This is a genomic window from Mesobacillus sp. S13, from assembly GCF_020422885.1.
Taxonomy (GTDB): domain Bacteria; phylum Bacillota; class Bacilli; order Bacillales; family Cytobacillaceae; genus Mesobacillus; species Mesobacillus selenatarsenatis_A.
Genome location: NZ_CP084622.1, coordinates 3,634,343 through 3,656,575, shown reverse-complemented (window position 1 = coordinate 3,656,575; position 22,233 = coordinate 3,634,343). Strand labels below are relative to the sequence as shown.

Sequence of the window (22,233 nt, the reverse complement as noted above, 5' to 3'; positions counted from 1 at the left end):
TGTTGGGTTGTTATTGAAGGAGCTTTTTGGATGAAAGAAATAGAATTGAAAATGCAGGGGAAAATCAGCCGCCTGACCAATCATACATTTAAATTTGATGAAAGGATCCGGGATGGCTGGTTTTCAGCCGTGTATTTTCTTAAGACGCGGGAGCTTGTGAAAAAATACCATGAAGACAATGTCATCACCATGCAGTTTTTCCAGAAGGACGAAGCTGTTTTGTGCGGCACAGATGAAGTGATCGCCCTGGTAAAAACATTTGCGGATCGCCCCGAGGAACTAGAGATCCATTCACTTAAGGATGGAGATAAAATTTCTCCATTTGAAACGGTCTTGACCATTACTGGCCCTTACCAAAGTTTTGGCTATCTTGAGGGAATTATCGATGGCATTCTGGCAAGAAGGACTTCTGTCTCGACGAATGTTTATAATGTCGTCAAAGCAGCCAGTTTTTCAGGTCAGCAAAAGCCGGTCATCTTCATGGGAGACCGTGACGATCATTATACTACACAGGCTGGTGATGGCTATGCTGCCTATATTGGCGGCGCTACTGCCCAAGCCACACATGCGATGAATGAATGGTGGGGCAAGCATGGTATGGGGACGATGCCGCACGCCTTGATCCAAATGTTCAATGGTGATATCGTCGCAGCAACCCGGGCTTACCACGAAACCTTTCCAAATGATGATTTGATCGCTCTTGTTGATTATAATAATGATGCCGTTACTGACTCCTTGAAGGTGGCAAGAGAATTTGGCGCAAAGTTGAAGGGTGTAAGGGTAGACACATCCCGTACACTGATCGACCAGTATTTCCTGCGCAACCAGCACTTACTCGGAACATTCGATCCTCGCGGTGTGAATGCAGAATTAATTTTCGCGCTAAGAAAAGCACTGGATGACGAAGGTTATGACCACGTTAAAATTGTTGTCAGCGGCGGCTTCAGTGAAAAAAGGATTCTCGAGTTCGAAAAGCAAAATGTGCCAGTCGACATGTATGGGGTAGGCGGCAGTCTGTTAAAATTACAGATAGGCTTTACTGGTGATAATGTCATGTTGAACGGAAAACACCAGGCAAAGTCTGGCAGAAAGTTCAGGCCGAATCCACGACTTGAAAGAGTTGAGATTTAACAAGTTTGAAAGTAACTGACTAAGGGAATAAGTAATTTTATTCATGATTGCGGTTTTAAGGAAGAGCATGACCATATTTGGATCTGATTCTGCGGAAAAAAGCTGAACCTTTTGGAAGCAGCATCGATGAAACTGTGTTATTTACCGTAATGATGTTATAATGATTCAATACATGAAAGACAGATACAAATTTTTATCGAATTTGCTCTGTTTGATACAGTGATTAGGCGAAATGAGCAAATCAGGATATCTGTCATATACTGTGTTACATACAGACGTTGTTGGAGGTTCTTTATATGACTATTTACCATTTTGTAGGTATAAAGGGGTCTGGAATGAGTGCGTTAGCTCAAGTTCTCCATGATATGGATTATCAGGTACAGGGCTCCGATTATGATAAGCACTTTTTTACCCAGGTAGCCCTTGAGAAATCTGGAATAAAGATCCTTCCGTTTAACAAGGAAAATATACAGCCTGGAATGACGATCATTGCAGGCAATGCCTATCCGGATACTCATGAGGAGATCCAGGAGGCAATGAAGCATGGCCTTCCGATCATCAGGTATCACCGATTCCTGGGAGATTTCATGCAAAACTTTACGAGTGTTGCGATTACAGGGGCTCATGGAAAAACTTCGACTACGGGATTGCTAGCGCATGTGATGAGGGGCGCTAAGCCTACATCCTTCCTGATTGGCGATGGAACTGGAAAAGGTGACAAAGATGCTCAATACTTTGTGTTTGAAGCTTGTGAGTATCGCCGTCATTTCCTTTCTTACTTCCCGGACTACGCCATCATGACGAATATCGATTTTGACCACCCGGATTACTTTGCCAATATTGAGGATGTTTTCTCTGCATTCCAGGAGATGTCATGGCAAGTCAAAAAGGGGATTTTCGCATGCGGTGACGATGAGCAGCTGCAAAAAATCCAGGCCAAGGTACCGGTTGTATTTTATGGCTTTGGCGAAGAAAATGATTTCCAAGCTCGCAATATCGTCAAGTCAACTGAGGGCACTACGTTCGACGTTTTTGTGCGGAATACATTCTATGATACATTCTCGATTCCGGCTTATGGGGACCATAATGTCCTGAATTCACTTGCTGTTATCGCTTTATGCCATTATGAAAACATCGAATCAAAAGTGATCCAGGCCCAGCTTGAAACATTCGAAGGCGTGAAAAGGAGATTTTCTGAAAAGAAAATTGCCGACCAGGTCATCATTGATGATTACGCGCATCATCCTACAGAAATCAAAGTAACAATTGAAGCGGCAAAGCAGAAGTATCCTGATCGAGAAATCGTCGCGGTCTTCCAGCCGCACACATTCACCAGGACTCAGGCTTTCCTGAATGAATTTGCGGAAAGCTTGAATAAGGCCGATAAGGTGTATTTGTGCGAAATCTTCGGTTCAGCCCGTGAAATTCATGGGAAACTATCGATTACCGATTTAAAAGAAAAGATCGACGATGCTGAAATCATCGCTGAGGAAGATACATCACGTCTGAAAGAGCATGACAATGGCGTCATCCTGTTCATGGGCGCTGGTGATATCCAGAAGTTCCAGGAAGCATATGAAAAGCAATTGCAAGCTTAAAACAAAGAAGGATGCGGCCAAATGGTCCGCATCCTTTTGTATGTCTTCAAGCTCTTTCTTATTTAAGATTCTCTGGGTTCAATCCTTCAAGTTCAGCAATGACAAAACGTCCATCTTTACGAATCAGTACATCATCGAAATAGATCTCTCCTCCGCCGTATTCAGGGCGCTGGATGTTGACCATATCCCAGTGGATATTTGAATGGTTGCCATTGAAAGCATCGTCATAGCACTGACCAGGTGTGAAATGGAAGCTTCCATCGATTTTCTCATCGAACAGGATGTCCTGCATTGGATGGAGGATATAAGGATTCACACCAATCGCAAATTCTCCGACAAAACGAGCTCCTTCATCTGTATCGAAAATCTTGTTGATGCGCTCTGAATCATTTGCAGAAGCTTCAACGATTTGTCCATCCTTGAAGGTCAGCTTCACATTTTCAAAAGTGAATCCCTGATATGGAGACGGCGTATTGTAGGTAATGACGCCATTGACTGAATCACGGACAGGGGCAGTATAAACTTCGCCATCAGGGATATTCAGCTCACCTGCACATTTTACAGCCGGGATATCTTTGATTGAGAAGGTCAAGTCAGTTCCAGGTCCGGTGATTCGTACCTTATCTGTACGGTTCATCAAGTCTGCCAGGCTGTCCATAGCCTTGTCCATTTTTCCGTAATCAAGGTTGCAGACGTCGAAGTAGAAATCTTCGAAGGCTTCTGTACTCATTTTCGCAAGCTGTGCCATTGCTGAGTTCGGGTAACGTAGGACAACCCATTTTGTTTTTGGAACACGGATGTCTCTATGTACCTTCTTGCCGATCGTATTGCCGTGTATCTTCATTTTATCCGCCGGAACATCCGCATGTTCATTGATGTTATCTCCAGATCGAAGGCCTATGTATGCATCCATTTTGCTCATCACATTTGCTTCGAACTCAGCAATCATCTCGAACTGCTCCTCCTGGGCACCCATGAGCAATGAACGATCCACCTGGTGATCCTTCAAGGACACAAATGGATAGCCGCCAGCTTCGTATGCTTCTTTCACTAGAGCCGTAACAAGCTCACGCTGAAGGCCAAAGTTCTCAATCAGGACTTTTTCGCCTTTTTGAAGCTTGACCGAGTAATTGATCAGATTCTTTGCCAATTTTTGAATACGAGGGTCTTTCATCAAAATCACTCCTATGTATAAAAATAAAACACATAACCATATTGTAACCGAAACGGTAATGTTTGTACCCATTTCCTTTCAGTAGATTGAGGATAATCAATTTGGTTTAGCTGTTAAAAGATTTGATCGATTGCCGGTTGACGCCCAGGAATAGAAGTGAAAAATATATAGGTCATGAATGGAGCCTTTTAAGGGTACCGCAAATAGAAAGATATCCTTATGAGGTCAATTCCGCTTCTATAAGGATACCGTTCAAGCCGAAAGAGACCCTTATGTGGTCATATCCTCCTCTATAAGGGTACCGTTCAAGCCGAAAGAGACCCTTATGTGGTCAAATCCTCCTCTATAAGGGTACCGTTCAAGCCGAAAGAGCCCCTTATGTAAGCAAATCCCCCTTTATAAGGATACCGTTCAAGCCGCAAGAGCCCCTTATGTGGTCAAATCCTCCTCTTTAAGTATACCGTTCAAGTCGAAAGATACTCCTATGCGGTCAAATGCGCGTCTACCAATGGAGTTGATTTGTGGCAGAATTACAATTAAAATTACCAATGCTCAAAGGTATGAGAGGAGACTTAGTTTGCATTGGTTGTGCCAAGAAACTGCATACTGCCGATCTTCTCATCAGATGTACCAAACAACCTCCTGTAAAATCTATGATTGCTGGATTCTTAATTTGTAGAAAGATATTCTTATTCAGGAAGGAAAAGGGTATGCTTATATTGAAATACATATTAGACAAGGTGGTTTATGTCGCTTACTGCGGGGTAAAATGTACATATGCTAACGGAGGTGTTCAACAGTGGAAATTATTTTGTATTTAAGTGTTGCTGTTATAGCAATCGCATTTTTAGTTTTGGTAGTGTCGTTGTCCAAAACTCTTAAATCCTTACAAACAACTTTAGACAGTGTATCAGGCACACTTGATGGCCTTGAGAAGCAGTTGGATGGAGTGACTCGTGAAACGACGGAGCTTCTGCACAAAACAAACAATTTGGCAGACGATATTTCCAGAAAATCTGAGAGCTTGAACGGTGTGGTTAATGCTGTGAGGGATGTAGGGAATTCTGTTCAGAGATTCAATCAATCTATTCATAATGTCCAAACAATGGTGGATCTTCAGATTGACAAGAATAAGGACAAGATTTCACAGGTTGTTCAGTGGAGCAACGTATTCCTAGAGTTGAAGGATAAGTGGCAATCAAAAAAAACAGCCAAGATTGACCATCAGCTAGAGGGCGAAGAGATGGTTACCAGGCAGCGTGAACGTGTTCGGTATTAATGAAAGGTGGAGATAAAATGAACAGAGAACAAAGCCAGTATGATGTTAATGGGTCAATGAGGGAGACAAACAGCAATTCCAAGGACTTTGTAGCTGGAGCCATTGTTGGCGGACTTGCAGGGGCATTAGCGGCACTATTGCTTGCTCCTAAATCAGGAAAAGAGTTAAGAGGCTCTCTTAATGAGCAAACCTCTACACTCAAGAACAAGAGTGTGGATCTTGCTTCTGTAGCCAAGGAGAAAGCAAGCGACTTAAAAGACACTGTATCCCAACAGTCTTCTACCATTGTCAACAAAGTGAAGGATATGAAGAACAAGAGCGAAAATACTTCACAGAATTCAAATGGCGAGGAAGTTCTTGAAGAAGTACCTACTTCAATGGCAGAGACAAGCTCTATGGAAAACACGCATACTGCCACTGGGGAAGAAATTCAAAAGAAGCTTGAAGAAACACAAAAAGCTTTCGATGATACTGAAAGCAAGCTGAATCAGTAAAATTGTCAATGAAACGGTGAAGTGGTAAGATAACTTCACCGTTTATTTTTTTAGGAGATTGTTCCAGAAAGAGTAAAACAATATATTTAAGGAGGAAGTTGGATGAAAAAGATAGATTCAATTGAACAATTTGACCAGCTTGTCGATTCTGCTGAAACGTTTTTTATGCTGAAGCATAGTACGACTTGCCCAATCAGTGCCGCAGGATATGATGAATTTGCGAAGTTTGAAAACAATGGAAACGATCATTTATATTATCTAACGGTCCAGGATTCACGTGACCTATCCAATCATATTGCTGAGAAATTCCATGTTAAGCATGAGTCTCCGCAGGCTATTCTATTTGTGAATTCCGATGTTGCCTGGCATGCTTCCCATTTTAAAATCACCGCAAAATCATTGGCGGCAGCTAAAGAAGAAAATGTAAAATAAAAAAACATCCATGTGGATGTTTTTTTACTTTAGGCCTATAGGGCTTTCAAAGGTTATATTCAACTCATCTCCCGGTGCCAGACGGTCGTCAAACGCCGCTTTTTCCCCATTTATTAATAAGGAGAATCCTCGGCTGTCCTTTGGGATGTCAAACTGAACAAAGTTGAATACATCCTGGAAGATGAAGTGCTGAGTATCCTTCTGTTTAGTGTTCAGCTCATCCCCGCTATGGATGCGGTCGTCCATTCCTAGTTTAATTCCTTCTCGGGTGAATTGGATTAGTTCCTGCTGCAGATGGATCTGCTGGCCGTTGAAAAAAATCGGCATCGATTCAGAGGCAGGTACCCCTAGTATTTTTACTAGACTTCTAAGTGAAGGCTCCATTCCTTTTTCAATACGGATATCGTCGAGATGGTCTATTCTAGTTTGTAGATTGGCTGCCAGCCCGTTTATATACATTTTGCCCATGAAATCTGTGACCTTATGTTCTGTTCCATCAATCTTGATGAAAAAGGGGCGCGCGTCGCTTAACATTTCTGCGAGATTCAGTTCCTTCAGAACGCTTTCGGTTGTATCCGGCATTTCAAAAATGATCTCATCCCTATCCTCAACTGGCTTAGACAAAGAAGTAGGAAGGCTATTGCAGGTTATCCTCGCGCTGACTTCATACCTTTGGCCATTGATGATCACCGTTTTGGTTGGAAGTTCGCCGATTAACTCGCCAAGAGTCAATTCTGGTCTGACTCCATCCTCTCCCTTTTGGACAGTGAGTTGATCTCCTCCATCCACATGTTCATCAAATGAGCAGGCAATCCCATTTTTCAACAGCACAGGCTGCTGTCCATGCTTGCCTGGTATCGTCACATTTTTGCCATTAAGGCTCACAATCATCGCGAGTCCCGGCCTGCCGTAAAGCTTGTTCATTTTTATCCCCGCAGCCAGTAGACAGTCTCCCACAGTCAATTTGTTCACTTCGAAAAGCCTTACCGGCTGGCCATTCACATAAACAGTATGATATTGGACAGGGGATTGCTTGGCGGCGATGGCAATTCCGATTGGTGTAACAAGTTCAGGCCCTTTCGTCATATGTTCTGCAAATGAAACCGAGTTAATGGCATCAAGCCCACGGATGGCGACCCTGTTTTCCGGGAGGTTCAATATAGCGGAAAGCCTCCTGGGTAAATCAGGCGTCTGGCTTCCACCGCCAACAAGCATGACTGCTTTAGGCGGCTTATTGCCATTCAACTTCAGTATTTCCTCTCCAATTGTTCCTGCCAAACGATCAATCGCAGGTGCAATTCTTTCAACGGCTTCATTTTTGCTGACCATTGTTTCAAATCCTAATATGTCTGTGATCGTGATTGATTGGTTTTCTAGCAGATCCCGCTTTGCTTTTTCAGCAAGAGGGAAGTCAAGCAGGAACTCATCACTGACAGCTTCAGTGATTTCATCTCCTGCCACTGGGACCATTCCATATGCAACGACTGTTCCAGAGTCGGTAATCGCGATATCGGAAGTCCCCGCACCTATATCAACAAGAGCGACATTCAATCTCCTCATCGAGGCAGGAATCAGAACATTGATTGCAGCAATCGGCTCCAGAGTAAGGGCGTCCATTTCAAGTCCGGCTCTGTCCAGAGCAGCCAGCAATGATTCAACGACTACTTTAGGCAGGAAGGTCGCAATGATTTCCACAGAAGCTTCATTTCCTCGCTGATCAATCAGGCTTCCGATCACTTCTCCATCAAGCTGGTAATAAAGAACCGAGTATCCGACACAATAATAGTGATGCTCATTGTTTTTTTCACCAGCAACAGCAGCCTGCGCCTTTTGGACAGCACTTAATTCTAGGTGGAGGATATCTTGCTTGGAGAACATCGGCTTGCCGGAAATATCGATGACCGCTTTTGTCTGTTCTGTTTTCAGGGCGCGGCCAGCAGCAGCGACACAGACCTTATTCAAGGGACCATGTGTCACTTCCAGCGCCTCTTTAATTTCAGTGATGATTTCGGATACTGACAAAACATCATGGATCTGGCCATCCAGCATCGATCTTTCCTTATGTTCCCGGACCACGATGTCGACTGCTTGATAGCGATCATCAGATTCTTCCAGGATGATCCCTACAACAGACCTGGTTCCTATATCTAACGCAAACAATTTATTATTCACATGCACTTCATGCACCCTCTAACTTAATTTCTCATACGATGCTTTATCACTTAAAAGCGTTTAATTATTAAAGAATTTTACGTGACAATCCAAATTATTTCAGATATAATTACCCTTATCATATTATACAGCTTGATTTATCGCACTGTAACTGCATTTCATCTTGGGCATCCATTCTTACTATCGGCTTTGGTATGACATTGCTTTAGGCTGGAGCCAAAGAAAGCTTATTTTAAAATTCGTGATGGAAAAAATTAGCTTACACACAATACTGCATGCCGTTACAGTCTTTTGCTTCGCACCTCTTTATTTGAAAAGTCTTAGTGTCAGGGCTAAAATGAATTCCGAAAGGACGGGACAGAAAATGAGTAAAAATCTTGACCAGCTTAGAAATCGTGTGGATGAATTGAATTTAGAGCTTTTATCATTAATTAATGAAAGAGCCCTGCTCGTCCAGGAAATTGGCCGTGCAAAAGAAACTCAGGGTGTGTATCGTTATGACCCTGTGCGTGAGAGGGAAATGCTCGATTTGATCAAGGAGAAGAATAACGGTCCTTTTGAGAATTCGACAATCGAACATATTTTCAAAGAAGTTTTCAAGGCAGGACTGGAGCTTCAATCTGATGATCACCGTAAAGCACTTCTTGTTTCCAGAAAGAAAAAGCCTGATGATACAATCATTGATATTAAGGGCCTTAAAATCGGCGATGGTACGCCTGACTTTGTCTTCGGTCCTTGTTCAGTTGAATCATATGAACAAGTGGCAACTGTTGCTGAAGCAGTTAAGGCGAAGGGCTTTAAATTGCTGCGTGGCGGCGCCTTCAAGCCTCGTACTTCACCATATGACTTCCAGGGACTAGGTGTGGAGGGACTTAAAATTTTGAAGAGAGTTGCGGATGAGTATGATCTTGCAGTCATCAGTGAGATTGTCACTCCAGCTGATATTGAAATCGCTGTCGACTACCTTGATGTTATCCAAATCGGTGCCCGCAATATGCAGAACTTCGAGCTGTTGAAAGCTGCAGGAGCCGTGAATAAACCGATTTTACTAAAACGTGGACTTGCCGCTACGATTGAAGAATTTATCAATGCGGCTGAATATATCATGGCACAGGGCAATGGACAGATCATCCTGTGTGAACGCGGAATCCGGACTTACGAAAGGGCTACACGGAACACACTTGATATTTCTGCAGTACCAATTTTGAAAAAGGAAACGCATCTGCCAGTCATGGTTGACGTTACCCACTCAACTGGCAGAAGAGACCTGCTCCTGCCGGCTGCCAAAGCTGCACTTGCCATCGGAGCAGATGGAGTCATGGCTGAAGTTCATCCAGATCCTGCAGTTGCATTATCCGATAATGCGCAGCAGATGGATCTTAAGCAGTTCGATGAATTTTTAGAAGGATTAAAATCCACTCCATTTGTAAGAGTATAGAGTTCTGAAACCTTCCTTTTGTAAGGAAGGTTTTTTTATGGACGATTTCAGGGTAACTTAATAGAAGAGAACAAAACTGCAGGGAGAGAAGTAATTTAAACAGGCTTTTGTGATAAAAATGTATGAATTTAAGCTGTTCAGATTGCGGGATTGATAAGGATGTCGTATGATTAATAACATAATTATGCTTGTACATATAATCACAAACTTAAAATATGATTATTGTGGCAATTTTTGCTGTAAACTAACTGAAAAGCGCCGTTTATTACCTGAAGGAGTGAAATAGATGAATATTACAATATATGATGTAGCACGGGAAGCGAATGTTTCAATGGCAACGGTTTCACGTGTTGTCAACGGAAACCCGAATGTGAAGCCAGCTACAAGGAAGAAAGTCATGGAGGTCATTGACCGTCTTGGGTACCGCCCGAATGCAGTAGCGAGAGGACTTGCCAGCAAAAAGACAACGACTGTCGGCGTCATCATCCCTGATATTGCGAGCCCATTTTTTGCTGAGCTGGCAAGGGGAATTGAAGATATCGCGACAATGTACAAATACAATATTATCTTGAGCAACTCTGACCAAAATATCGAAAAAGAACTGCATTTGCTGAACACCATGCTTGGCAAACAAGTTGACGGAATTGTTTTCATGGGCGGTAATATCAAGGCCGAGCATGTGGAACAATTCAAGAAATCCCCTGTACCGATCGTTCTGGCTGGATCAATCGAGGAAACAGGTGAAATCCCATCCGTCAATATTGATTATGAACAGGCAACTTTTGATGCTGTATCTACTTTTATCGAAAAAGGCCATAAAGATATTGCCTTCGTTATTGGACCTCAGCTCGAGCCAATCAATAAGGATAAAAAGCTCGAAGGCTATAAGCGCGCATTAAAAGATGCGGAAATCCAGTACAACGAAGATCTTGTTGTCGAAGGAGATTACACGTATGACTCAGGTCTCGAGGCTATTGAAAGAATCCTTGAGCTTGATTCGAAGCCAACAGCCATACTTGTCGGCTCGGATGAAATGGCACTTGGTGTCATCCATGGAGCATTTGACCGCGGCTATAGCGTTCCTGAAGATTTCGAGGTGATCGCTTCGGACAACACAAGACTCACTCTAATGGTACGTCCGCAGCTTACAACCATTGTTCAGCCGTTATATGACATCGGGGCGGTTGCCATGCGTTTATTGACGAAGTATATGAACAAAGAAAACGTAGATGAGAATATCGTTGTCTTGCCGCACCGAATCGAAAATAGAGATTCAACTAAATAACAGAGGAGCCCCTTGCAGAAGATGCAAGGGGCTTTTTGCGAGGGAGCAGCGATCATAATCAGGGAAAACTGGAGAACCTGATGCCACCTTAGATAAAAACAAAAGGTGCAGGCGTAACTATGTCTGAACCTGGTGTCACTTCGGACAAAATCAAGAGGGAAAAGGCGTAACTTTGTCTGAACCCGGTGTCACTTCAGACAAAATCAAGAGGAGAAGCCGTGATTTTGTCTGAACCCGGTGTCACTTCGGACAAAATCAAGAGGAGAAGCCGTGATTTTGTCTGAACCCGGTGTCACTTCAGACAAAATTAAGAGGGAAAGGCGTAACTTTGTCTGAACCAGGTGTTATTTCAGACAAATTCAAGAGGAGAAGCCGTGATTTTGTCCGAACCTGGTGTAACTTCAGACAAAATCAGAAGGGAAACTCGTAATTATGTCCGAACCAGGTGTCACTTCAGACAAAATTAAGAGGGAAAGGCGTAACTTTGTCTGAACCAGGTGTTATTTCAGACAAAATCAGAAGGGAAACTCGTGATTTTGTCTGAACCAGGTGTCACTTCGGACAAAATCAAGAGAAGAAGCCGTGATTATGTCTGAACCAGCTGTCACTTCGGACAAAATCAAGAGGAGAAGCCGTGATTTTGTCCGAACCTGGTGTCACTTCGGACAAAATCAAGAGAAGAAGCCGTGATTATGTCTGAACCAGCTGTCACTTCGGACAAAATCAAGAGGAGAAGCCGTGATTTTGTCCGAACCTGGTGTGACTTCAGACAAAATCAGAAGGGAAACTCGTAACTATGTCCGAACCAGGTGTCGCTTCAGACAAAATCAAGAGGAGAAGCCACAATATTGTCCGAACTCGAGGTCACTTCAGACAAAATCACAAGGAAAAGCCGTAACTTTGTCTGACCCCCGTACAACTGTACAGACCTTCTTAAAAACAAACACAAAAAAACCGGGCCATTGTGAATCTCCCGGTTTCTAACTTACACAGTTTCAGATTTTTTATTTGATCTAATTGGATACAAGGCTTTCTCCACTGTATGGGCATTTTTTTCCGTGATTTCCGGTTTGCGCGGAATTGGCGGATATAAATCTTCAGGATCGTCCCACTGCAGTGGCAATTCCACAGGTGCCTGTTCCTTCCATTCGTCTAACCATTCTTGCGGCAAGCTGCCATAACAGTTTGAGTTTTCAATCATTTCAAGCCAGATCAGTGACCAGGCTCTTGGTACAACACGCCAAATATCGTAGCCCCCTCCGCCTACGGCTATCCATTTGCCACCGCAATATTTATGGGCAACTTCATGGGCAAGCTTGGGGATTTCCCGGTAGATTTTCATCGTACTTGATAAATGCGTCAATGGATCGAGATAATGCGCATCTGCGCCATTCTGAGTCAGAATCACGTCAGGTTTGAAAAACTCAGCCACTTCCATCAGTGCATGCCTATAGGCATCGAGCCATGACTCATCCTCTGTGAAGGCATCGACAGGGATATTAAATGAATATCCATAGCCTTTGCCCTGGCCGCGCTCGTTCACATTGCCAGTCCCCGGGAAAAGGTAGCGTCCCGTTTCATGAATCGATAGAGTGCAGACATTCGGATCATCGTAAAATGACCATTGTACACCATCGCCGTGATGGGCATCTGTGTCGACATATAATACGCGGGCATTGTATTTTTCCTGCAGGTATTTTATGGCGACAGAACTGTCATTATAAATACAAAAGCCCGATGCTTTTCCGCGGAAGCCATGATGGAGGCCGCCGCCGAGATGAAGAGCGTGATTTGCTTTACCAGTCATGACATAGTCCACTGCTGTCAGGGTGCCCCCGACAAGCAGAGCGCTCGCTTCATGCATATTAGCGAAAATAGGTGTGTCTTCCGTTCCCAATCCATAGCCTTCCGCTGATTCACCCTTAAGCTTTCCCTGGCCAGCAAGCTTAACAGCGTTTACAAAATTGGGATCATGAACGAGGTGCAGTTCCTCATCCGTTGCCAACCGAGGCGCAACAATCTGTTGATCTTCAATTGCACCAATCTTGCGCAGCAAATCCAGCGTAAGCTTCAACCGCATCTGGTTGAAGGGATGGTGGCTGCTGAAGCGATAGTTCAGCAGCTCTTCTGAAAAGACGAATACAGAGCGATCGCTCATGATGAGACACCCGGCAGGTTTGGCCAGAGTACATGATGACCGGCTTTCTTCAAGTCCTCGATCACCGCGATTGGATTCATCGTCTGGATCCTTACAACGAGGATTTTGTAACGCTCATCCTTTTGGTCAGGGTATACAAGCACGCTTTGGATATTGGCTTTCCTCATGCTGATGACAGAAGCGATTTCACAAAGCATGCCCGCTTTATTTGGCACCTTAACTTCTATTTGAGATCCCGGCTGATGGGCACCAGTAAGCTCAACAAGAGTATGGAGCAGGTCTGTTTCAGTAACGATGCCTACCAGCTTCTTATCCTTGATGATTGGCAGGCAGCTGATATTATGTTCATAAAAGATTGCCGAGATTTCCTCGACAAAATCGAGAGGATGCCCAGTGATCACATTAGTCGTCATAATGGACTTGACTGGATTTTCAAGTTCACCCTTATGTTCATCCCAATGAAAAACCGACGGAGCGGCATCCTTGATATCCCGGTCAGACACCAGGCCGATGACACCCTGGTCCTTATCGACAATCGGGATATGGCGGATCTTTTTATCTGACATTAGCTTGATTGCATCCGCGATTGTATTTTCAGGGAAAAGTGTCGTGACATCCCTTTTCATAATTTCCTCGACGATCATGATTCCTTCCTCCTTGCATGATGAGGCTTCTTATTAATCATCAATACATAAAACGGTTCATGAACCGCAGCTGATCGAATTTCTGAACGGATTCAGGCGGAATTCTTTTTCCAATTCGTGCCATCAGACAGTTTGCTGGATGGGAGCTGATTTCTGGATCATCTGTCGCGTACCAGGTAAGGCCGCCGGCATTCATCATTTTTTCCATTACCTTGCGATATTCCCAAACATTCAAGCCGGTTCCTTTCAGGTCCCAATGCCAATAATATTCAGTTGTGATAATGATATAATCTTCCATTGCGTCATCCATCATGGAAACGATCAGCAGGTTTTTGCCGACTGAGCTCCCCCGGAATTCAGGAATGACTTCGATAGCTCCGAGTTCGATTAAATCTTCCATTTTTCCTTCAGACCATCTTTCAAGCGGGTCTGGGTACAGATAAGTAACATAGCCGACAATCATATGGCCTGAACGCGCTACAATGATCCTGCCCTCCGGCAGACCGGCAATCTCTACCAGTGCCTTGTGCTGTTGGGCAGGAGGCCGGAAAGCCACTAGATCTTTATGGAATTCATAGCTTGCGAGTTTTTCAGGAGAAATCGGGCCTTCAATGATCAAACGGCCATGGGGAGTTTTTAATTCTTTTGCGTTATAAGTCTTTTTATGTTCCATTCAGTCACCACCCGTCAACATTTCAAACGATAACTCTATTATACATAAAATCTAACAAATAAAAGCGCTTTCACAAAATTTTCTGTATTTAGTTTATGACTTTTCAGTGTGGAATAGCAAACCAAAAGTAGTCTTTTATCTACTATAAATATTTTAAAAATTGAGAAAATCTAATTTTTATACTATAATATATTTTAAATATAAAGCCAAGGGGGATGGATATATGAAAGTGGAAGCGCTACCAGTTACACAAGGGGATCATAATTTAAAGAATTATCAAGAGCTTCATGGCCAATTTGATTGGAGTGAAGCAGAGAAAGAGTTTTCCTGGGCTGAGACAGGCAGGGTCAATATGGCTTATGAAGCGATCGACCGACATGCTGAAGGATTCAGGAAAAATAAAGTTGCGCTTTATTATCAGGATGGGGTACGCAAAGAAAAATATACTTTTAAAGAAATGAAGGAGCTTTCCAATAAAGCGGGAAATGTCTTCAAAACTTATGGTGATGTAGAAAAAGGAGACCGCGTGTTTATCTTCATGCCTCGTTCTCCAGAACTGTATTTTGCAGTTCTCGGGGCAGTCAAGCTAGGCGCGATTGTTGGCCCTCTTTTCGAAGCATTCATGGAAGGTGCTGTCCGTGACAGATTGCAGGACAGCGGGGCAAAGGTACTAGTAACGACACCTGAGCTTCTTGAGCGTGTTCCTGTGGATGAGCTTCCTGACTTGAAGCATATTCTTCTTGTTGGTGACAGTATTGAAGAAAACGATAAGTATGTTGATTTTAAGCAAAAGCTAGCTGAAGCCAGCAAAAAGCTTGATATCGAGTGGGTTGACCGTACAGACGGTCTGATCTTACATTATACTTCCGGCTCCACTGGAAAACCTAAGGGCGTACTTCATGTACATAATGCGATGATCCAGCATTATCAAACGGCCAAATGGGTACTTGACCTTAAAGAAGATGATGTTTATTGGTGCACCGCGGATCCTGGCTGGGTAACAGGAACATCATATGGAATTTTTGGTCCATGGCTTGCGGGAACATCCAATGTCATCATTGGTGGACGTTTCAATCCAGAGACATGGTATAAGATGATCGAAGAGTACGGAGTGACGGTTTGGTACAGTGCTCCAACAGCATTCAGAATGCTGATGGGTGCAGGGGACGAGATAGTGAAGAAGTTCGACCTTAGCTGTCTTCGCCATATCCTGAGTGTAGGTGAACCATTGAACCCAGAGGTTGTTAGATGGGGAATGAAGGTGTTCAACCTGCGTATCCATGATACTTGGTGGATGACAGAGACTGGAGCACAATTAATCTGTAACTATCCAAGCATGGAAATCAAGCCTGGATCAATGGGTAAACCGATTCCGGGCGTAAAAGCTGCAATTGTCGATGATCAGGGCAATGAATTGCCGCCATACAGAATGGGCAATTTGGCGATCAAAAAGGGCTGGCCATCGATGATGCATACAATCTGGAACAACCCGCAGAAGTATCAGTCTTACTTCATGCCTGGTGACTGGTACGTTTCCGGTGACTCAGCGTATATGGATGAAGATGGCTACTTCTGGTTCCAGGGGCGAATTGATGATGTCATCATGACTTCTGGTGAGCGTGTCGGACCATTTGAAGTTGAAAGCAAGCTTGTTGAACACCCTGCAGTAGCTGAAGCTGGTGTCATTGGCAAGCCGGATCCGGTCCGTGGGGAAATTATCAAGGCGTTCATCGCATTGCGTGATGGTTATGAGCAGTCGGACGAATTAATCGAAGAGATTCGCCAATTCGTTAAAAAAGGCCTTGCTGCACATGCTGCTCCTCGCGAAATCGAATTCCGCGATAAACTGCCTAAGACACGAAGCGGTAAGATCATGCGCCGTGTATTGAAGGCATGGGAATTGGATCTCCCTACTGGCGACCTTTCTACAATGGAAGACTAATAAAAGGTGGGAAAGAGCGTGAAACCGAGTTTCACGCTCTTTTTACGCCTAAAAAAGAAGAACACCGCTCCAATTTGGATGCGGTGTTTCTTTACTTATATGCTAATTTCCATCGCCAGTCCCATCTCCGTCTCCTTCACCATCTCCGTTCCCATCTCCATCTCCATCTCCAGGAGGTGGCGGCGGTGGCTTAGGAGGGTCCTTTGGTTTAGGGTCAGTTGGCGGCGGGTCTTTCGGTTTAGGATCGGCCGGAGGATCCTTAGGCTCTGGCTTCTGCCCGATTTCAATGATATTGGATGGTGCGGATTCTTTTCCGGCAATATCGACTGCCGTAACATAGAATGATCCGTCACCTGCATTGAAGCTTAGGGCTTCTCCTGCCTTGATGCTGCCGACTTTTTTCTTGTTGTTATAGATTCTGTATCCGACAATATCATTTTCTGGGTGCTTGCCCCATGTAATGGTCTTGCCGGAAAGCGTGATTCCCAATGCTCCAGGAGTCTTGCCATTCTCACTCAGCTTATCGTCCGCAACAAGAATCTTGTTCCACGCATCCTTTTTAGGAATGAGCTGCTGTGGATCTCTTATTTTATGGCCAATGATGCTTTCCATATACTCTGGATTCAGTATTACCCCAGTGTCCGTGAATTCAGCCGGAGTGGAATCAAGTGCTATATAGCGCTTATCGCCGACAGTGACAAATTTGTTTTCAACGAGACTGTCGTCCACTTTAGTTGGTGCATATTTCGCAATGAAGTAATCCGATTCAACAAGACCTGCTTTAGAGCAAGCACTTGAAGGGAGCAATCCGGATACTGCACAATAAGATCTCTTGACGATTCCACCAGGCATCTTGAATCGTTCTTCAGGATCGACTAGCTGTGGAGCAACATCGTAAGCGTCGTTCATCAGGTCTGCCCAGATGTATTGAGTACGGACTCCATAACTCAGCCCTTTGTACCTTCTTTCAAGTGCTTTTGGCGTATCGTATCCAAGCCAAACACCGAAAGACACATTCGGGTTGGTTGCCACAAACCACGAATCAATATATTCATGACCTGTTCCTGTTTTACCAGCCCAGTCAGAACCGAACTTCAGCCTGCCTTTTACCGCAGTCGCAGTACCTCGGTTAATAACATCACGCATCATATCAATCGTTAAGTAAGAAGTCTGTGGACTGAACACATCTACTGGTTCAGATTTATGCTGGAATACGATCTCACCATTTTTATCGACGATCTTCTCGATCATGTAAGCATCGATGAATTTCCCGCCATTAGCGAATGTACCAAATGCGTTGGTGTTTTCTTCGACTGTAACACCGCCGCGCAATGAACCGATAGCGGTAGCTTTGTTGGTATAATCATCAGGTTGCAAATTCGAAAATCCCATTTTATCAAGGAAGGTAGCCGGACGTTGGTTCAATATATTTTTATACGCAAGAACTGCTGGTACGTTATAGGATTTTGTCAGCGCATGTCTTGCTGTTGTCAAACCGCTGTATCTCATATCATAGTTATTAGGCCATGCCTTGTTAGGGCCATTTAAAAATACCTGTACGTCTGGAAGAATTGAACCAGGATGCAAGGTCCCTAGCTCCATCGCTGGTGCATACACAAGAAGCGGCTTCATCGTTGAGCCATTCTGTCTAGGAGCCCTTGTGGCATGGTTCGTCTGTTCACGCTTAAAGTTGCGGCCACCGACAAAGCTGATGATTTTACCAGATTTATTTTCAATCAAAGTGGCACCGATTTCAACTGGCTCCTGGATGACAATTGTTTTGTTCGGATCATCCGGATCAGGAACTTCCTGAGGTTTTTCACTTCCATAGTAAGGATAATTCTTTGCAGTTTCCTGCATCTTTTCATAAATCTCTTTATTGATGGTCGTATAAATCTTATAACCATTCTGGCGAATGTCTCGGTCTGCAAGTGCATGATATTCTGCCAGTAATTTCTCATCTTTTTTCAAATCTTCGAGTTCATATCCATCTCTTTCTGCAAGAATATTAGCCAGAATTTCAACGGAACGTGCCTCGATTTCAAACGTCAAAAAGGGATATTGCTCAACCGTGTTATCGCTTGGAACCTCTTTTACAAAGTCCTTTGTGATATCATAGTCGATTGCTTCCTTGAACTCATCATCCGTAATGAAGCCTGCTCCGTGCATTCTTGAAATGACCGTTTTGTATCTTGATAGGCCAGGCTCAAGTCCTGCAGGATCCTTCAACTTGCCGTGGTCGCTGCTGAAGGGTGTATAGCCGAATGGACTCTGCGGAAGTCCGGCAATGAAAGCTGCCTGAGGCAGTGACAGGTCCTTCGCATCTTTTCCGAAAATTCCCTTTGCTGCGGCCTGGACACCGGCGATGTTACTGCCATTTGCGTTTCGACCGAATGTAGCGACATTCAGATAGGCTTCAAGGATTTCCTTTTTATCGAAAAATTTCTCGAGACGAAGTGCGAGCAGGATTTCTTTCGCTTTTCGCTCGAAGGAAACTTCATTCGTCAGGATTTGGTTCTTGATGAGCTGCTGTGTCAGTGTACTTCCCCCGGAGGATGTTGCTGAGTTTGTGACCTCCTGGAAAAGGGCACGCATGATTGCTTTTGGTACAACACCATCATGCTCGTAAAAATACTCATCTTCAGTTGCGACTACAGCATTTACTAAATGCTTCGACATATCATCAAGCTTGACTTCCTCACGATAGAGGTCCGTTCGGAGCTTGCCAAGATAAACATCATTATCAAAATATAAATCCGAGGTTTCTTCATAGTTGTATATATCTTTCCTCATGTTTTCATAAGGTCGGATTTGTTCATCTTTGACAAGGGATGCGAAGTAGCCTGCACCTGCACCTGCGGCGAAACCACCGCCGAGAACCAATACAATGATCAATAACAACAGCATGTTCCAGACAACCGAATAAGTAATCCTGGCTCCTTTTACGGTCTTTTTATTCGTAAAAAAAGCACCAAAGGATTTAAGCTTCTCTTTCCAAGCCTGTTTTCCTTCATGCATTCATATCATTCCCCCTAAAATCACATACATTATAGCATAAACAGGCTGTCGAATAGATGTTAATGTGAATTTTTCTGAAAATTTATGTCGAATTTGACAATTTATATCGCTTTATGGTAAAAATGCTTTATTAACTTTATAGCAAAAAGCTGTGAAGGGAATCAGTAGTGCTTCTGTCAATGTTTCAGAAAGCCGGCGGGTGCTGTGAGCCGGTACAAACAGAAGGATGAATTACCTCCCCGAGCGCCGCTGTGAATTGAGTATATAGTAGCCGCGGCCGGTTTAACCGTTATTTTATTTGAGTGGAAGACATTTTTTTATTTTGTTTTCAAGCCGGGTGGTACCGCGCATACAGCGCCCCTGCATTTATTGCAGGGGCGTTTTTTATTTATCGCAAAAATCCGGTTACGAAATATATTTTTTGAATGGAGGAAGAAGAAATGGAATTACTTAAGGATCTCGAATGGCGCGGGATTATTTACCAGCAAACAGATGAAGAGGGAATGAAGGACCTGCTTTCGAAGGAGAAAATTTCACTATACTGTGGTGTCGATCCTACAGCGGATAGCATGCATATTGGTCATCTTCTTCCGTTTTTGACATTGCGACGCTTCCAGAATGCAGGTCATCGTCCGATCGTTCTAGTCGGAGGCGCGACTGGACTGATTGGTGACCCAAGCGGAAAGAGTGAGGAACGCAAGCTTCAAACTCTCGAACAGGTACAGCTGAATGTTGACGGAATCAGAAAGCAGTTGGAGCAAATTTTCAGCGTGGAAGGTGAAAACGGTGCGCTGATGGTCAACAACTACGACTGGGCCGGTTCCATGGATGTCGTTACATTCCTTCGTGACTTCGGTAAGCATGTGGGTGTGAATTACATGCTTGCCAAGGATACAATCGCTTCAAGGCTTGACACAGGTATTTCGTTCACAGAATTCACATACACAATCCTGCAAGCAATGGATTTCTTCCATTTATATGAGAAGCATGATTGCAAGCTCCAGATTGGCGGAAGTGACCAGTGGGGCAATATTACAACAGGTCTCGAATTAATCCGTAAAATGTCTGCGGAAGGTTCCAAGGCTTTTGGCATGACAATCCCGCTTGTCACGAAGGCGGACGGAACGAAATTCGGGAAGTCAGAAAGCGGCGCTGTATGGCTCGACCCGGAAAAGACGTCTCCATACGAGTTCTACCAGTTCTGGATCAACACAGCTGATGCAGATGTTGTGAAATACTTGAAGTTCTTCACTTTCTTAGAAAAAGAAGAAATCGAAGCGCTTGAAAAAGCGGTTGAGGAAGAACCACATCTGCGCAAGGCTCAAAAAGCCCTTGCTGAAGAAATGACACGCATGATCCATGGTGAAGAATCCCTTCAGCAGGCAATCAGAATCTCAGCAGCACTTTTCAGCGGTGACATAAAAAACCTGAGCGCTGATGAAATCAAACAAGGCTTCAAGGACGTTCCTTCTTTTACAGTAGAAGGGGAAGAGGAACAAGGGTTAGTCGACTTGCTCGTTGCAGCAAAAATCTCACCATCCAAGCGCCAGGCACGTGAAGATGTATCAAACGGCGCTGTCTCCCTGAACGGAGAGCGTGTAACCGATACTGCATATGTTCTTAGTGATGCAGACAAGATCGAGGGACAGTTCACCATCGTCCGCCGCGGCAAGAAGAAGTACTTTATGATTAAGTACTAGAGATTGATGTGGGAAACAGCTTATATAGATGAAGAAACAGCCATCCTGGAACCCAGGTGGCTGTTTCTTTTATCAATTTGACACCTGATTTTAGCTTTATCGACAACATTTTCGAATATATCAGCGGATTTTTCAATATATCGACCATATTTTCGAATATATCAGCGGATTTTCAAATATATCGACCACATTTTCGATTATATCGACCAACTTGAAAAACAGAGGTCAATTGCAGGAAGCCCAGGTAATAAGAAAGAGAACAAACCAAAACCCCAGCCAAATCGGCTGGGGTCCTTTAAGCACTCTATTAACGAGAGTAGAATTCAACGATAAGAGCTTCGTTGATTTCAGCTGGAAGTTCTGAACGCTCAGGCATGCGAGTGAAAGTTCCTTCTAGCTTGTCTGCATCGAAAGTCAAGAAGTCAGGTACGAAGTTGTTTACTTCGATTGCTTCTTTAACTACGTCAAGGTTACGAGACTTTTCACGAAGTGTGATTGTCTGGCCAGGAGCTACGCGGTAAGATGGGATATCTACGCGTGCGCCATCAACCATGATGTGGCCGTGGTTTACTAACTGGCGAGCTGCACGACGAGTGCGAGCAAGACCAAGACGGTAAACAACGTTGTCAAGGCGTGCTTCAAGAAGAATCATGAAGTTTTCGCCGTGCTTACCAGGCATTTTGCCTGCTTTGTCGAACAAGTTACGGAACTGGCGCTCAGTAACTCCGTACATGTGACGAAGCTTTTGCTTCTCTTGAAGTTGTAATCCGTATTCGGATAGCTTTTTACGCTGGTTAGGACCATGAGGACCTGGTGCGTAAGGGCGTTTTTCTAATTCTTTACCTGTACCGCTTAGTGAAATTCCAAGACGGCGGGATAGTTTCCAGCTTGGGCCGGTATAACGAGCCATGAATGACTCCTCCTTAGTTTTTATTTTGTAAAATAAAAACAGATTGTGATTGAACATTTATGGGTATTTTGTTTTCATGTACCTTCGCCCTAGCAGCAGCGGGTTACGAGATACACCATCAAACACGGTTTGAGGAACAAAATACATACATAATGTAGACCACATAGGCTGCGATATTTTACACA

Annotated in this window: 17 protein-coding genes and 1 other annotated feature; of the genes, 10 read left to right on the top strand and 7 right to left on the bottom strand. The window is 43.9% G+C overall.

All coding sequences use genetic code 11. The annotated features are described in order from the left end of the window. The first annotated feature begins 30 nt into the window (after positions 1–30). Positions 31–1,131 (top strand): nicotinate phosphoribosyltransferase, encoded by a 1,101-nt coding sequence (locus LGO15_RS18650; RefSeq protein ID WP_226085506.1) that lies wholly within the window; start codon positions 31–33, stop codon positions 1,129–1,131. A 296-nt stretch (positions 1,132–1,427) separates the two neighbouring features. Continuing rightward, entirely contained in the window at positions 1,428–2,729 is a 1,302-nt protein-coding gene (gene murC / locus LGO15_RS18645) for a UDP-N-acetylmuramate--L-alanine ligase (RefSeq protein ID WP_226085505.1), read from the top strand. A 58-nt stretch (positions 2,730–2,787) separates the two neighbouring features. On the opposite strand, the gene LGO15_RS18640 is transcribed toward murC, so the two are convergent. Continuing rightward, positions 2,788–3,903 carry an aminopeptidase gene (locus LGO15_RS18640; RefSeq protein ID WP_226085504.1) on the bottom strand — a complete coding sequence of 372 codons (1,116 nt, stop codon included), beginning with the start codon at positions 3,901–3,903 and terminating at the stop codon, positions 2,788–2,790. A 521-nt stretch (positions 3,904–4,424) separates the two neighbouring features. Between LGO15_RS18640 and LGO15_RS18635 the strand changes: the two genes are divergently transcribed. The 4 genes from LGO15_RS18635 to ytxJ all read left to right on the top strand — a co-directional run bounded on the left by LGO15_RS18635 (position 4,425) and on the right by ytxJ (position 6,108). Beyond that, on the top strand, positions 4,425–4,724 hold the full coding sequence (locus LGO15_RS18635) for a hypothetical protein (RefSeq protein WP_167834587.1): 300 nt from the start codon (positions 4,425–4,427) through the stop codon (positions 4,722–4,724). Continuing rightward, a complete protein-coding gene (locus tag LGO15_RS18630; protein WP_167834588.1) occupies positions 4,703–5,182 on the top strand; it encodes a DUF948 domain-containing protein in 480 nt (159 codons plus the stop codon). The genes LGO15_RS18635 and LGO15_RS18630 overlap by 22 nt, the downstream gene beginning before the upstream one ends. 17 nt (positions 5,183–5,199) lie before the next feature. Then, the gene (locus LGO15_RS18625; protein ID WP_167834589.1) at positions 5,200–5,676 is read left to right on the top strand and encodes a YtxH domain-containing protein; all 477 of its coding nucleotides are present in this window, start codon (positions 5,200–5,202) and stop codon (positions 5,674–5,676) included. A 102-nt stretch (positions 5,677–5,778) separates the two neighbouring features. After that, positions 5,779–6,108, top strand: a complete 330-nt coding sequence (gene ytxJ, locus LGO15_RS18620; protein WP_167834590.1) for a bacillithiol system redox-active protein YtxJ — start codon at positions 5,779–5,781, stop codon at positions 6,106–6,108. A gap of 24 nt (positions 6,109–6,132) precedes the next feature. Here ytxJ and LGO15_RS18615 read toward each other — a convergent pair whose 3' ends face one another. Next, entirely contained in the window at positions 6,133–8,286 is a 2,154-nt protein-coding gene (locus LGO15_RS18615; RefSeq protein WP_413231354.1) for a cell division FtsA domain-containing protein, read from the bottom strand. 358 nt (positions 8,287–8,644) lie between these two features. Between LGO15_RS18615 and LGO15_RS18610 the strand changes: the two genes are divergently transcribed. Then, positions 8,645–9,718 carry a bifunctional 3-deoxy-7-phosphoheptulonate synthase/chorismate mutase gene (locus LGO15_RS18610; protein WP_167834591.1) on the top strand — a complete coding sequence of 358 codons (1,074 nt, stop codon included), beginning with the start codon at positions 8,645–8,647 and terminating at the stop codon, positions 9,716–9,718. A 286-nt stretch (positions 9,719–10,004) separates the two neighbouring features. Next, entirely contained in the window at positions 10,005–11,003 is a 999-nt protein-coding gene (gene ccpA, locus LGO15_RS18605) for a catabolite control protein A (protein WP_167834592.1), read from the top strand. A gap of 985 nt (positions 11,004–11,988) precedes the next feature. Here the strand turns inward: ccpA and LGO15_RS18600 are convergent. From LGO15_RS18600 to LGO15_RS18590, 3 genes are read right to left on the bottom strand one after another with little or no spacing between them, the layout of a single operon-like run. Further along, positions 11,989–13,161: an acetoin utilization protein AcuC gene (locus tag LGO15_RS18600; protein ID WP_226085503.1), complete on the bottom strand. Its 1,173-nt coding sequence runs from the start codon at positions 13,159–13,161 to the stop codon at positions 11,989–11,991. Then, positions 13,158–13,805 carry an acetoin utilization AcuB family protein gene (locus LGO15_RS18595; protein ID WP_167834615.1) on the bottom strand — a complete coding sequence of 216 codons (648 nt, stop codon included), beginning with the start codon at positions 13,803–13,805 and terminating at the stop codon, positions 13,158–13,160. The genes LGO15_RS18600 and LGO15_RS18595 overlap by 4 nt, the downstream gene beginning before the upstream one ends. Before the next feature lie 40 nt (positions 13,806–13,845). Continuing rightward, entirely contained in the window at positions 13,846–14,478 is a 633-nt protein-coding gene (locus LGO15_RS18590) for a GNAT family N-acetyltransferase (RefSeq protein ID WP_167834616.1), read from the bottom strand. Between the two features lie 223 nt (positions 14,479–14,701). Here LGO15_RS18590 and acsA point away from each other — a divergent pair, with 223 nt between their 5' ends. Next, positions 14,702–16,420, top strand: coding sequence for an acetate--CoA ligase (gene acsA, locus LGO15_RS18585; RefSeq protein WP_226085502.1), 1,719 nt, complete (start codon positions 14,702–14,704; stop codon positions 16,418–16,420). 102 nt (positions 16,421–16,522) lie between these two features. Here the strand turns inward: acsA and LGO15_RS18580 are convergent, their stop codons facing one another. Further along, entirely contained in the window at positions 16,523–19,438 is a 2,916-nt protein-coding gene (locus LGO15_RS18580) for a transglycosylase domain-containing protein (RefSeq protein ID WP_226085501.1), read from the bottom strand. A 142-nt stretch (positions 19,439–19,580) separates the two neighbouring features. Beyond that, positions 19,581–19,803 (top strand) — a binding site (T-box leader). A 75-nt stretch (positions 19,804–19,878) separates the two neighbouring features. Here LGO15_RS18580 and tyrS point away from each other — a divergent pair. Then, a complete protein-coding gene (tyrS, locus tag LGO15_RS18575; protein WP_167834619.1) occupies positions 19,879–21,138 on the top strand; it encodes a tyrosine--tRNA ligase in 1,260 nt (419 codons plus the stop codon). A 307-nt stretch (positions 21,139–21,445) separates the two neighbouring features. On the opposite strand, the gene rpsD is transcribed toward tyrS, so the two are convergent. Beyond that, positions 21,446–22,048 carry a 30S ribosomal protein S4 gene (rpsD, locus tag LGO15_RS18570; RefSeq protein WP_079510073.1) on the bottom strand — a complete coding sequence of 201 codons (603 nt, stop codon included), beginning with the start codon at positions 22,046–22,048 and terminating at the stop codon, positions 21,446–21,448. Positions 22,049–22,233 lie beyond the last annotated feature (185 nt).

Coding starts and splice junctions, on each gene's coding strand:
- tyrS (WP_167834619.1), top strand. CDS start 19,879: ATGGAATTACTTAAGGATCTCGAATGGCGCGGGATTATTTACCAGCAA.
- LGO15_RS18650 (WP_226085506.1), top strand. CDS start 31: ATGAAAGAAATAGAATTGAAAATGCAGGGGAAAATCAGCCGCCTGACC.
- LGO15_RS18625 (WP_167834589.1), top strand. CDS start 5,200: ATGAACAGAGAACAAAGCCAGTATGATGTTAATGGGTCAATGAGGGAG.
- LGO15_RS18590 (WP_167834616.1), bottom strand. CDS start 14,478: ATGGAACATAAAAAGACTTATAACGCAAAAGAATTAAAAACTCCCCAT.
- ccpA (WP_167834592.1), top strand. CDS start 10,005: ATGAATATTACAATATATGATGTAGCACGGGAAGCGAATGTTTCAATG.
- LGO15_RS18610 (WP_167834591.1), top strand. CDS start 8,645: ATGAGTAAAAATCTTGACCAGCTTAGAAATCGTGTGGATGAATTGAAT.
- LGO15_RS18595 (WP_167834615.1), bottom strand. CDS start 13,805: ATGATCGTCGAGGAAATTATGAAAAGGGATGTCACGACACTTTTCCCT.
- LGO15_RS18580 (WP_226085501.1), bottom strand. CDS start 19,438: ATGCATGAAGGAAAACAGGCTTGGAAAGAGAAGCTTAAATCCTTTGGT.
- ytxJ (WP_167834590.1), top strand. CDS start 5,779: ATGAAAAAGATAGATTCAATTGAACAATTTGACCAGCTTGTCGATTCT.
- rpsD (WP_079510073.1), bottom strand. CDS start 22,048: ATGGCTCGTTATACCGGCCCAAGCTGGAAACTATCCCGCCGTCTTGGA.
- LGO15_RS18640 (WP_226085504.1), bottom strand. CDS start 3,903: ATGAAAGACCCTCGTATTCAAAAATTGGCAAAGAATCTGATCAATTAC.
- LGO15_RS18600 (WP_226085503.1), bottom strand. CDS start 13,161: ATGAGCGATCGCTCTGTATTCGTCTTTTCAGAAGAGCTGCTGAACTAT.
- acsA (WP_226085502.1), top strand. CDS start 14,702: ATGAAAGTGGAAGCGCTACCAGTTACACAAGGGGATCATAATTTAAAG.
- murC (WP_226085505.1), top strand. CDS start 1,428: ATGACTATTTACCATTTTGTAGGTATAAAGGGGTCTGGAATGAGTGCG.